At 54.7% G+C, this 13300-nt stretch carries 8 protein-coding genes; 2 read left to right on the top strand and 6 right to left on the bottom strand.

All coding sequences use genetic code 11. The annotated features are described in order from the left end of the window. Window positions 1-3: 3 nt before the first annotated feature. Entirely contained in the window at window positions 4-2601 is a 2598-nt protein-coding gene (gene acnB, locus ACLJQJ_RS15790) for a bifunctional aconitate hydratase 2/2-methylisocitrate dehydratase (protein WP_021294366.1), read from the bottom strand. 388 nt (window positions 2602-2989) lie between these two features. Between acnB and ACLJQJ_RS15785 the strand changes: the two genes are divergently transcribed. Further along, window positions 2990-4618: a DUF3300 domain-containing protein gene (locus ACLJQJ_RS15785; RefSeq protein ID WP_063809443.1), complete on the top strand. Its 1629-nt coding sequence runs from the start codon at window positions 2990-2992 to the stop codon at window positions 4616-4618. 12 nt (window positions 4619-4630) lie between these two features. Continuing rightward, on the top strand, window positions 4631-5422 hold the full coding sequence (locus ACLJQJ_RS15780; protein WP_000757452.1) for a DUF2950 family protein: 792 nt from the start codon (window positions 4631-4633) through the stop codon (window positions 5420-5422). Between the two features lie 37 nt (window positions 5423-5459). Here ACLJQJ_RS15780 and ACLJQJ_RS15775 read toward each other — a convergent pair whose 3' ends face one another. From ACLJQJ_RS15775 to pdhR, 5 genes are all read right to left on the bottom strand, one after another. Continuing rightward, entirely contained in the window at window positions 5460-5744 is a 285-nt protein-coding gene (locus tag ACLJQJ_RS15775) for an outer membrane protein (RefSeq protein WP_000765363.1), read from the bottom strand. Between the two features lie 287 nt (window positions 5745-6031). Next, window positions 6032-7456, bottom strand: a complete 1425-nt coding sequence (lpdA, locus tag ACLJQJ_RS15770; RefSeq protein WP_001519338.1) for a dihydrolipoyl dehydrogenase — start codon at window positions 7454-7456, stop codon at window positions 6032-6034. Between the two features lie 200 nt (window positions 7457-7656). Then, on the bottom strand, window positions 7657-9546 hold the full coding sequence (gene aceF, locus ACLJQJ_RS15765; protein ID WP_000963594.1) for a pyruvate dehydrogenase complex dihydrolipoyllysine-residue acetyltransferase: 1890 nt from the start codon (window positions 9544-9546) through the stop codon (window positions 7657-7659). Between the two features lie 14 nt (window positions 9547-9560). After that, the gene (gene aceE, locus ACLJQJ_RS15760) at window positions 9561-12224 is read right to left on the bottom strand and encodes a pyruvate dehydrogenase (acetyl-transferring), homodimeric type (protein ID WP_000003852.1); all 2664 of its coding nucleotides are present in this window, start codon (window positions 12222-12224) and stop codon (window positions 9561-9563) included. A gap of 159 nt (window positions 12225-12383) precedes the next feature. After that, complete coding sequence (gene pdhR, locus ACLJQJ_RS15755) at window positions 12384-13148, bottom strand: pyruvate dehydrogenase complex transcriptional repressor PdhR (RefSeq protein WP_000331771.1); 765 nt, start codon at window positions 13146-13148, stop codon at window positions 12384-12386. Window positions 13149-13300 lie beyond the last annotated feature (152 nt).

Genomic DNA, 13300 nt, shown 5'->3' with positions numbered 1-13300 from the left:
CTTTTATACCGCAGTCTGGAAAATCACGCCATCTGCTTTCTCAGTGTACTGAGAGAGCTGGTCGAAGTTCAGGTAACGGTAGGTATCCACCGCCGTCTTATCCACCTGCGCCACAAAGGTCTGGTACTCTTCCGGCGTTGGCAGTTTGCCGATAAGCGCCGCCACCGCCGCCAGCTCCGCAGAAGCCAGGAAGACGTTCGCCCCGGTACCTAAACGGTTCGGGAAGTTACGGGTTGAAGTCGAGACGACCGTCGCACCGTCGGCTACACGCGCCTGGTTACCCATACACAGGGAACAGCCTGGGATCTCGATACGCGCCCCGCTCTTACCAAACACGCTGTAGTAACCTTCTTCGGTCAGCTGCGCAGCGTCCATACGGGTTGGCGGCGCTACCCACAGGCGGGTTGGCAACTGGCCTTTGTGGCTATCCAGCAGCTTACCAGCCGCGCGGAAGTGGCCGATGTTGGTCATGCAGGAACCGATGAACACTTCGTCGATCTTCTCGCCCTGCACGTCAGACAGCAGACGCGCGTCGTCCGGATCGTTCGGCGCACACAGGATTGGCTCTTTGATATCCGCCAGATCGATGTCGATCACCGCCGCGTACTCTGCGTCAGCATCGGCTTCCAGCAGTTGCGGATCCGCCAGCCATTTTTCCATGCCCTGGATACGGCGTTCCAGCGTACGACGGTCGCCGTAGCCTTCCGCAATCATCCACTTCAGCAGGACGATGTTGGAGGTCAGGTATTCAATGATCGGCTCTTTGTTCAACTTGATGGTACAACCCGCAGCGGAACGCTCGGCAGAAGCATCGGTCAGCTCAAACGCCTGCTCCACTTTCAGATCCGGCAGACCTTCGATTTCCAGGATGCGGCCAGAGAAGATGTTTTTCTTGCCTTTCTTCTCAACGGTCAGCAGGCCCTGTTTGATGGCGTACAGCGGGATGGCATGGACCAGATCGCGCAGGGTGATGCCCGGCTGCATTTTGCCTTTGAAGCGTACCAGCACGGATTCCGGCATATCCAGCGGCATCACGCCGGTCGCGGCGGCAAACGCCACCAGACCAGAGCCCGCCGGGAAGGAGATACCGATCGGGAAACGGGTATGGGAGTCGCCGCCGGTACCCACGGTATCTGGCAGCAGCATACGGTTCAGCCAGGAGTGAATCACGCCGTCGCCCGGACGCAGAGAGACACCGCCACGGTTCATAATGAAGTCTGGCAGCGTGTGGTGCGTGGTGACGTCAACCGGCTTCGGATAGGCTGCGGTGTGACAGAACGACTGCATGACCAGATCGGCGGAGAATCCCAGACAGGCCAGGTCTTTCAGCTCGTCGCGGGTCATCGGGCCGGTAGTATCCTGAGAACCGACGGAGGTCATTTTCGGTTCGCAGTACGCGCCCGGACGGATACCTTTCACACCACAGGCGCGACCGACCATTTTCTGCGCCAGAGAGAAGCCACGGCTGCTTTCCGCCACGTCTTTTGCCTGACGGAAAACGTCTGAGTGCGGCAGCCCCAGCGCTTCACGCGCTTTGGTGGTCAGGCCACGGCCGATAATCAGCGGGATACGACCACCAGCACGCACTTCGTCGATCAGCACGTCGGTTTTCAGTTCGAAGGTTGCCAGCAGTTCATCGGTTTCGTGGTTACGCACTTCGCCTTTGTACGGGTAGACGTCAATCACATCGCCCATATTCAGGTTAGAAACGTCAACTTCAATCGGCAGTGCGCCCGCATCTTCCATAGTGTTAAAGAAGATAGGCGCAATTTTGCCACCGAGGCACAGGCCGCCGCCGCGCTTGTTCGGCACGTTCGGGATGTCATCGCCCATGAACCACAGCACGGAGTTGGTCGCGGATTTACGGGAAGAACCGGTGCCCACCACGTCGCCCACGTAGGCCAGCGGGTAGCCTTTTTTCTGCAATGCTTCGATTTGTTTGATGGGGCCGACAACGCCTGGCTGATCCGGCTCAATGCCTTCACGGGCGTTTTTCAGCATCGCCTGCGCATGTAACGGGATATCCGGTCTCGACCACGCATCCGGCGCCGGAGAGAGATCGTCGGTATTCGTTTCGCCGGTCACTTTGAAAACGGTGACGGTGATTTTTTCCGCCAGCGGCGGACGGCTCAGGAACCATTCGGCGTCGGCCCAGGATTGCATCACCTGTTTGGCATATTCATTGCCCGCTTTGGCTTTCTCTTCTACGTCGTAGAAGTTATCGAACATCAGCAGGGTGTGGGACAGCGCTTTGGCCGCAATCGGCGCCAGTTTCGCATCGTCCAGCGCATCAATCAGAGGATGAATGTTGTAACCACCCTGCATGGTGCCCAGCAGTTCAATGGCTTTTTCTGGGGAGACCAGCGGGGAGGTGGTGTCGCCTTTCGCGACAGCAGCGAGAAAACCGGCTTTAACATAAGCGGCTTCATCTACGCCAGGAGGAACGCGGTTGATCAACAGGTCTAACAGGAATTCTTCTTCGCCCACAGGCGGGGTCTTCAGCAGCTCGACAAGCGCAGCCATTTGGGTTGCGTCTAAAGGTTTCGGCACAATCCCCTGGGCAGCACGCTCAGCTACGTGCTTACGGTATTCTTCTAGCACGACGATATCTCCTCGCTCTCATTGTCATAATGCGGCGCTTTTGTTGATGGGCGATTCTCTTCACGCTCCTGTGAGACAGTAGTTAGTAGGGTAAATGCCCGGTACCGCATAAGGCACAATAACAGGATTTTCTTTAAGTGTTAATCTGTTTACAAAAAAGCAACATAAAAAAGTGGCTGAATCGTTAAGGATGGTCTAATGCTCTACTGAGACGGGAGCTGCAGCCATAAATGCTTACCTCATTTCGTGCTTTGATCGTCACTTAACGTTATCGATCCCAACATTAGCTAAAAATTAAACTATCGTCCCTTTATACTCACGCGAAACTGCACCCCGTCGGCGGCAGGCATAATGACCATAGCGATTCTCTGGAATCGGGAGAGATAAAATGACGTTGCCCTTTAAACCCCATCTCATTGCCCTTATGTGCAGTGCCGGGTTATTTGCCGCTTCGGGCGTACTGTATGTTAAAAGCCGCGCTCCCGAAGCGCCCGCGCAGGCGGCAGCTCCCGCCCCTGAGCAAACGCAGACCGCTGTGCCCGCGCCTGTCGCGAAAACGACCTTTACCACTGCGCAAATCGATCAATGGGTCGCGCCTGTCGCGCTTTATCCCGATGCCCTGCTTTCGCAGGTGCTCATGGCCTCCACCTACCCGGCGAACGTGGTTCAGGCCGTCCAGTGGTCGCGGGATAACCCCACGCTGCAGGGCGATGCCGCTATTCAGGCGGTGGCCAGCCAACCGTGGGACCCCAGCGTCAAATCGCTGGTCGCCTTTCCCCAGTTGATGGCGCTTATGGGCGAGAATCCGCAATGGGTGCAAAACCTGGGCGATGCGTTCTTAGCCCAGCCACAGGATGTGATGGATGCGGTGCAAAGGTTGCGTCTGCTCGCTCAACAAACCGGTTCGCTAAAATCAACGCCGCAGCAAACCGTCACCAGCGTGCCGAAGTCCAGCGCTTCTACCGCCGTCACGACGACAACAACCACCACCACATCCGCCAGTACGCCAGCGACACCGTCGACCGTCATCAAAATTGAACCCGCGAATCCGCAGGTGGTGTACGTGCCGAACTATAACCCCGCGACGGTGTATGGCGCCTGGCCCAATACCGCTTATCCGCCGGTGTATTTACCGCCCCCTCCGGGGCAGCAGTTTGCCGATAGTTTTGTTAAAGGTTTTGGTTATAGTCTGGGCGTCGCTACCACCTATGCGTTGTTCAGCAGCATAGACTGGGATGACGACGATCATCACCACCATGACGACGACCATCATGATGATGATTACCATCATGGTGGTAACGGTTACCAACACAATGGCGATAATATCAACATCAATGTCAATAATTTCAACCGGATATCCGGGCAAAACCTGCCGGGCCAAACGATGGGCTGGCAGCATAATCCCGCCTGGCGCAATGGCGTCCCCTATCCGAATAATACCGTTGCGCAACGGTTCCATCCCACCAATGTTAGCGGCGGGTTAAGCGCAACGCAGCAAGCGCCAGTGTCTCGCGACAGTCAGCGCCAGGCGGCCATGGCGCAATTCCAACAACGCAGCCATACATCACCCGCTAACCTGTCAGGCGAGACATCCCGCGATAGACAGCGCAAAGCGGCATCGCAGCAGTTAAATCAAATTGCCCAGCGTAATAATTACCGTGGCTATGACGGAACACAAAACAGCAGTCGTCGCGAGGCGGCGCAGCAGACACTGAATAAATCCACCACACAGCAGCATCGTTCCGAGCTGAAGGCTAAAGCCCAGCAGCACCCTGTTTCACAGCAGCAGAGAGACACCGCCCGCCAGCGTATTGAATCCTCTACGCCGCAGCAGCGTCAGGCATTTCGCCAGAATATGCACGCCAATGTGTTTAGCGGGAACGACAGTCGATCGCCGTCATGGCAATCGCAACAGCTACGCGGCCTGGAAAGTCGTCGCGGCAGTCACTTAAACACCGAGCAACGCGCCGCCGCGCGGGAACATTTTTCTGAACATCATGAATTTCATCGCCGTTAACCGGAGCAGATAATGAAAAAGGTTATGTTAAGCGCTCTGTTACTGTCGTTACCCTTGCTGGGCTACGCGCAGGAACGGTTCCCCTCCCCGGAAGCGGCCGCCAGCGCCTTCGCCGCGGCGGTAGCCGGAAAAAACGAAACGCAGCTTACCGCGCTACTGGGCGATGACTGGCGGCAATTTCTGCCGCCGGAAGGTGCCGATCCCGAGGCCGTGGCCCGCTTCAATCGTGACTGGCGCGAAGGCCATCGCATTGTACAAAAAGACAATACGGCGCACCTGAATGTCGGACGAGAAGACTGGCAGCTCCCGGTGCCCATGGTGAAAGAGACTGGCGGCTGGCGCTTTGATATGGCGGCAGCCGGGAATGAGATCCTCACCCGTACTATTGGGCGAAATGAACTTTCTACCTTACAGGCCATGCATGCTTACGTTGATGCGCAGCAGGACTATTACTTACAAAACCATCGCTGGGCGCACAGGATAATCAGTAGCGAAGGCCAAAAAGATGGCCTGTACTGGCCAACCAAAGCAGGCGACGTCCCCAGTCCGTTAGGCCCAAACTTTAGCCCCGCAGCGCCAGACGAGGGTTACCACGGCTACCATTTCCGTATTATCAGCGATAACGACGGTCACGGCGCGGCGCTTCTGGCCTGGCCGATGCATTACGGCGAAACCGGGGTGATGAGTTTTATGGTCAACCAGGACGATCGTATTTATCAGGCGGATTTAGGCAAGGAGACGGAGAGTAAAGTTCAGGCTATCACGCGTTTTGCGCCAGACGCGCAGTGGCAGGTCGCCGAATAACCCGTAAGCGCCTGGCGTTATCGCCAGGCCATGATCATTAGCCCTGATGCGGCATTAATTCCGGGTGGCCTTGTACCGGCGGCTTGTTGCTGGTCAGCGCGGCTTCATCAGCCTGAATGCTGCCGGAATTGGCCGCCCATACGCCTTCATGCGTGTGGGTGATCTGCTGATGCTGCGCATTCAAATCCTCGCCCATTGCCGCAATATGCGTGCTTTCCGTACCGCCGCTGTTAGTCGCCCAGGGGATGACGGGATCGCTGGCAAATGCCATGCCGGAAATCAACGTCGCAGTTAGCGCTGCTGTTGTCAGAAAAAGTTTCATATATCAAACCTCATAATTAGCTCGCTATTATTTTATAGCGTTACTAATTTCAGGGTGATGACAAAGTAAGGAGAGGTATTTCTTATGAAACAATTAGTTGGTCGAAAATGACAGACAAAGGCACTACCGACGGCATAAGCTTTGAAAACGTACTGCTGCGGAAAAGATAAATTTTGCGGTTTCGTTATCCTTCGCCATCATTTGACACATCTGATTTGCCATGCTTAAAAAAAGCGGCTGTAAAGCCGCTTTTTTGTATCGGGTGGCGCATTGTCACCTACAGAAGATTATTTCTTCTTCGCTTTCGGGTTCGGCAGGTCGGTAATACTACCTTCGAACACTTCAGCAGCCAGACCGACGGACTCGTGCAACGTCGGGTGCGCATGAATGGTCAGCGCGATGTCTTCCGCATCACAGCCCATTTCGATCGCCAGACCGATTTCACCCAGCAGCTCGCCGCCGTTGGTGCCGACAATCGCCCCGCCGATCACGCGGTGAGATTCTTTGTCGAAAATCAGTTTGGTCATACCGTCTGCGCAGTCAGAAGCGATAGCACGGCCAGAAGCTGCCCACGGGAAGGTGGCGGTTTCATAGCTGATGCCTTTTTCTTTCGCTTCTTTCTCGGTCAGGCCAACCCATGCCACTTCTGGCTCGGTGTACGCGATAGACGGGATAACTTTCGGATCGAAGTAGTGTTTCTTCCCGGCGATAACTTCAGCGGCAACGTGGCCTTCGTGAACGCCTTTATGCGCCAGCATCGGCTGACCGACGATATCGCCGATAGCGAAGATGTGCGGCACGTTGGTGCGCAGCTGTTTGTCGACGCGGATAAAGCCACGGTCGTCAACTTCCACGCCAGCTTTGCCCGCGTCGAGGTTTTTACCGTTCGGCACACGACCAATCGCCACCAGAACCGCATCATAACGCTGCGCTTCAGCCGGGGCTTTTTTGCCTTCCATCGAAACGTAGATACCGTCTTCTTTCGCTTCAACGGCAGTCACTTTGGTTTCCAGCATCAGGTTGAATTTCTTGCTGATGCGCTTGGTGAAGACTTTAACGATATCTTTATCAGCCGCCGGGATAACCTGGTCGAACATTTCAACCACGTCGATCTCTGAACCCAGCGCGTGGTATACGGTACCCATTTCCAGACCGATGATACCGCCGCCCATGACCAGCATACGCTTCGGTACTTCTTTCAGTTCCAGAGCGTCGGTAGAATCCCATACGCGCGGGTCTTCATGCGGAATAAACGGTAATTGGATCGGACGAGAACCTGCCGCGATAATCGCGTTGTCGAAGTTGATCACGGTTTTGCCGTTTTCGCCTTCAACTTCCAGGGTGTTCGCCCCGGTGAATTTACCCAGACCGTTGACCACTTTCACCTTACGGCCTTTGGCCATACCCGCCAGACCGCCGGTCAGCTGCGTGATCACTTTCTCTTTCCAGGTACGAATCTTGTCGATATCAGTTTTCGGCTCACCGAAGACGATACCGTGTTCAGCCAGCGCTTTGGCTTCTTCGATAACTTTTGCTACGTGCAGCAGCGCTTTAGAAGGGATACAGCCGACGTTCAGACAAACACCGCCAAGGGTGTTGTAGCGTTCTACAATTACGGTTTCCAGACCTAAATCAGCGCAACGGAAAGCGGCAGAATAGCCTGCCGGGCCCGCCCCAAGTACCACGACCTGAGTTTTGATTTCAGTACTCATCATGACCTCTTTATTTGTATCCGGCGGTCCGGGGTACTTGATCGCCCATCATCCACCGGGTCGTTCTATCCGCCCGTATCTTACAAAATTGTTAACAATTTTGAAACAACAAACGGATCACGAATTATCGCTTTCGCTAATAACCTCACAAAATACATGAGATTATCAAAAAAAAGCCGGCCGTCGGGCCGGCTTTTTCATTACATCACCAGACGGCGAATGTCAGACAACATATTGTTGATAATGGTAATGAAACGCGCACCATCAGCACCATCGATCACACGGTGGTCGAAGGAAAGAGAGATAGGCATCATCAGACGCGGCACAAACTCTTTCCCATTCCACACCGGTTCCATCGCCGACTTAGAAACGCCGAGGATAGCCACTTCCGGCGCGTTGACAATCGGCGCAAAGTGGGTAGTTCCCAGGCCGCCGATGCTGGAGATAGTGAAGCAACCACCCTGCATTTCGCCAGCGGTCAGCTTACCATCACGCGCTTTTTTGGAGATGGTGGTCAGTTCACGAGACAGCTCGGTCACGCTCTTCTTATTCACGTCTTTAAAGACCGGAACCACCAGGCCATTCGGGGTATCAACCGCCACGCCGATGTTGATGTATTTTTTCAGGGTCAGACGCTGACCGTCTTCGGACAGAGAGCTGTTGAAGCGCGGCATCTGTTCCAGAGCAGCGGCAACCGCTTTCATGATGAAGACCACTGGCGTGTATTTCACATCCAGTTTGCGCTTCTCAGCTTCGGCGTTCTGCTGTTTACGGAACGCTTCCAGATCGGTGATATCGGTTTTGTCGAAGTGCGTAACGTGCGGGATCATCACCCAGTTACGGCTCAGGTTCGCGCCAGAGATTTTCTGGATACGGCCCAGTTCCACTTCTTCAACTTCACCAAACTTGCTGAAGTCCACTTTCGGCCACGGCAGCATACCCGGGATACCGCCGCCCGCAGCAGCCGGCGCAGCTTCCGCGCGTTTGATAGCGTCTTTCACGTAAGCCTGAACGTCTTCGCGCAGAATACGGCCTTTACGACCGGTGCCTTTCACTTTCGCCAGGTTTACGCCAAACTCGCGCGCCAGGCGGCGAATCAGTGGGGTAGCGTGAACGTAAGCGTCGTTTTCAGCGAACTCAGATTTGCCTTCCGCTTTGGCAGCCGGGGCAGCAGGCTTCTCAGCTTTCGCCGCCGGAGCCGGTGCCGCCGCTTCCTGTTTAGCCGGAGCGGCCGCAGGCGCTGCGCCTTCTACTTCGAAGACCATAATCAGAGAACCGGTTTTCACTTTATCGCCGGTGCTGATTTTGATTTCTTTCACGGTGCCCGCGAACGGCGCAGGCACTTCCATAGAGGCCTTGTCGCCTTCGACGGTGATCAGCGACTGTTCAGCGGCAACTTTATCGCCGACTTTGACCATCACTTCGGTGACTTCAACTTCGTCACCGCCGATGTCCGGTACGTTAACGTCTTTCACGCCCGTCGCTGCTGCTGGAGCAGCCGCAGCCGGAGCGGCTTCCGCTTTCGCTGGTGCTGCTGCGCCTGCTTCACCCGCCACTTCGAAGACCATAATCAGAGAGCCGGTAGAGACTTTGTCGCCGGTGTTCACTTTGATCTCTTTCACGGTGCCTGCAAAAGGAGCAGGAACTTCCATAGAGGCCTTGTCGCCTTCGACGGTGATCAGCGACTGTTCAGCTTCTACGGTGTCGCCCACTTTCACCATCACTTCAGTCACTTCAACTTCGTCACTGCCGATATCCGGAACGTGAACGTCTTTCGCCGCTGCCGCAGCAGGTGCTGCTGCCGGAGCCGCTTCTTTCTTCTCTTCTGCCTTAGCAGGTGCAGCGTCAGCTGCACCGTCGGCGGAATCGAAAATCATGATAAGTGCACCAGTCTCGGTTTTGTCGCCGACAGAGACTTTGATCTCTTTCACGACGCCAGCCTGCGGAGACGGGACTTCCATAGAGGCTTTGTCGCCTTCTACGGTGATCAGCGACTGTTCAGCTTCCACTTTGTCGCCCACTTTGACCAGAATCTCGGTGATTTCAACTTCATCTGTCCCGATGTCCGGTACTTTGATTTCGATAGCCATTATTCTTTTACCTCTTACGCCAGACGCGGGTTAACTTTATCTGCATCGATGTTGAATTTGGTAATCGCATCCGCTACCACTTTCTTGTCGATTTCGCCACGTTTAGCCAGTTCGCCCAGCGCTGCAACAACCACATAAGAAGCATCAACTTCGAAGTGGTGACGCAGGTTCTCACGGCTGTCGGAACGACCGAAGCCATCCGTACCCAGTACGCGATAGTCGTCAGCCGGTACGTAAGTACGAACCTGCTCGGCGAACAGTTTCATATAGTCAGTAGATGCCACTGCCGGAGCGTCGTTCATCACCTGAGCGATGTACGGAACGCGCGGGGTTTCCAGCGGGTGCAGCATGTTCCAGCGCTCACAATCCTGACCATCACGCGCCAGTTCGGTGAAGGAGGTTACGCTGTACACGTCAGAACCTACGCCGTAGTCTTTTGCCAGGATCTGTGCCGCTTCACGCACATGACGCAGGATAGAACCGGAGCCCAGCAGCTGAACTTTACCTTTGCTACCTTCGAGGGTTTCGAGTTTGTAGATACCTTTACGGATACCTTCCTCGGCACCTGCTGGCATGGCCGGCATGTGGTAGTTTTCGTTCAGGGTGGTGATGTAGTAGTAAACGTTCTCTTGTTTCTCACCGTACATACGCTCCAGACCATCATGCATGATGACAGCCACTTCGTAAGCGTAAGCCGGGTCGTAAGAGATACAGTTCGGGATAGTCAGCGACTGAATGTGGCTGTGACCATCTTCGTGCTGCAGACCTTCGCCGTTCAGCGTAGTACGACCGGAAGTCCCGCCGATCAGGAAGCCGCGAGCCTGCTGGTCGCCAGCCTGCCAGCACAGGTCGCCGATACGCTGGAACCCGAACATAGAGTAGTAGATGTAGAACGGGATCATCGGCAGATCGTTGGTGCTGTAAGAGGTCGCCGCAGCCAGCCAGGATGCGCCTGCGCCCAGCTCGTTGATACCTTCCTGCAGAATCTGGCCTTTCTCGTCTTCTTTGTAGTAAGCAACCTGCTCACGGTCCTGCGGGGTGTACTGCTGGCCGTTCGGGCTGTAGATACCAATCTGACGGAACAGACCTTCCATACCGAAAGTACGCGCTTCGTCGGCAATGATCGGAACCAGACGATCTTTGATCGACTTGTTCTTCAGCATCACGTTCAGAGCACGCACGAAAGCGATCGTAGTGGAAATCTCTTTACTTTGCTCTTCCAGCAGCGCGCCGAAATCTGAAAGTTGAGGCAGCTCTAACTTCTCGGTGAAGTTCGGCTGACGGCTTGGCAGGTAGCCATGCAGCGCCTGACGGCGTTCATGCAGGTATTTGTGTTCTTCAGAACCTTCCGGGAAGGTAATGTACGGCAGTTTTTCGAGATCAGCATCGGCAACCGGCACGTTGAAACGATCGCGGACGTAACGCACGCCGTCCATGTTCATTTTCTTAACCTGGTGAGCGATGTTTTTACCTTCCGCGGTGTCGCCCATGCCGTAACCTTTAATGGTATGGGCCAGGATTACGGTCGCTTTGCCTTTGGTTTCCTGCGCTTTTTTCAGTGCCGCGTAGACTTTCTTCGGATCGTGACCACCACGGTTCAGCGCCCAAATCTGCTCGTCAGTCCAGTCGGCCACCAGGGCGGCGGTTTCCGGATATTTACCGAAGAAGTGCTCACGCACGTAAGCGCCGTCTTTGGATTTGAAGGTCTGGTAGTCGCCGTCAACGGTTTCGTTCATCAGCTGGATCAGTTTACCGCTGGTGTCTTTACGCAGCAGTTCATCCCAACGACCGCCCCACATGACTTTAATAACGTTCCAGCCAGCACCTGCAAAGATGCCTTCCAGTTCGTTAACAATCTTGCCGTTACCGGTGACCGGGCCGTCAAGACGCTGCAGGTTACAGTTGATAACAAAAACCAGGTTGTCCAGTTTTTCACGGGTGGCGATGGTGATCGCGCCTTTGGATTCCGGCTCATCCATCTCGCCGTCGCCGAGGAAGGCGTAAACGGTCTGTTTAGAGGTATCTTTCAGGCCACGGTGTTCCAGATATTTCAGGAATTTCGCCTGGTAGATAGCACCGATTGGGCCCAGCCCCATAGAGACGGTCGGGAACTGCCAGAATTCCGGCATCAGTTTCGGGTGCGGATAGGAAGAGAGGCCATTGCCGTGAACTTCCTGACGGAAGTTATCCATCTGTTCCTGGGTCAGACGACCTTCCAGGAACGCGCGAGCGTAGATGCCCGGAGAGATGTGGCCCTGGAAGTACACCAGGTCGCCGCCATCCTGTTCGTTGCGCGCACGGAAGAAATGGTTAAAACAGACATCATAGATCGTGGCGGAAGACTGGAAGGACGCCATGTGGCCGCCCAACTCAAGGTCTTTTTTAGACGCGCGCAGCACGGTCATGATGGCGTTCCAGCGGATAGCAGAACGAATGCGACGTTCCAGCTCCAGATTGCCCGGGTATTCCGGTTCGTCTTCAACGGCAATAGTGTTGATGTAATTACTGGCCCCTGCGCCTGCCGCGACTTTCACGCCGCCTTTACGAGCTTCAGAAAGCAGTTGGTCAATCAGATACTGAGCGCGCTCAACACCTTCTTCACGGATGACCGATTCGATCGCCTGTAGCCAGTCGCGAGTTTCGATCGGATCCACGTCATTTTGGAAACGTTCTGACATGGGGGTATTCCTTATCTATCTAATACGTTGAGTTATCTGGAACCTGTCCCATTAAACTTTCGTCAGAAAGCTTAATAAGACAGGTTCTGCGTTTAGTTGCCGCGCACATTTTTGCGCGTTATTCACAACATCTTCTGGTTAACGTTCTGCCAGAAAAAACTAATTCTTGCGCTGTTCCAGACGGCGTAAAGCGCGTTCACGACGGCTCTCCTCACGGCTTCTGTCCAACATAATCTCTTCGATAAACGCCAGATGGCGGTGTGACGCTTCACGCGCTTCTTCTGGTTTTCCGGCCATAATGGCTTCAAATATACGGGTGCGATGCGTACTCACCAGCGGCAGCATCTCCCGACGCGCATACAGCAATTCGAAGTTCTGCCGCACGTTTTGCGCCAGCATCGGCTCCATACACCTTAGCAGATGAAGCAATACCACGTTGTGCGCCGCTTCGGTGACGGCGATTTGATACTGGAGCACGGCTTCGGACTCGGCATCCAGATCGCCGGACTCTTGCGCCAGCTCAATAGCGTGGTGCAGCTCGCGAATACGGTCTTTATCTTCATCGGTGCTGCGCAGCGCCGCGTAATAAGCCGCAATGCCTTCCAGAGCATGGCGCGTTTCGAGCAGATCAAACTGGGATTCAGGGTGATCGGAGAGCAGTTCCACCAGCGGGTCGCTAAAGCTCTGCCACAGGCTGCTCTGCACGAAGGTTCCGCCGCCCTGACGACGAAGCAACAATCCCTTCGCTTCGAGACGTTGAATCGCCTCGCGCAAGGAGGGACGGGAGACGTCGAACTGTTTTGCCAGTTCACGTTCCGGTGGGAGTTTTTCTCCGGGACGCAATGTTCCCTCAAGGATTAAAAACTCCAGCTGCTGCTCGATCACATCGGAGAGTTTTGGTTGGCGGATTTTGCTGTAGGCCATGATTTCCTGTCTTAAGCCATTTGCCCGGAGTCAATTGGTCTTACCAATTTCATGTCTGTGACGCTAAAGTAACAAAGTATTCACCTTCTGTCCATACAGGTTTTGATTGAAATCAGTAAAGGAGGCACATTTTAACAATTTTACAGAAATCA

Origin of the sequence: Salmonella sp. SAL04202 (assembly GCF_046550775.1) — a bacterium.
GTDB classification, from domain to species: domain Bacteria; phylum Pseudomonadota; class Gammaproteobacteria; order Enterobacterales; family Enterobacteriaceae; genus Salmonella; species Salmonella enterica.
This window is presented reverse-complemented; position numbering and strand designations above follow the sequence as displayed.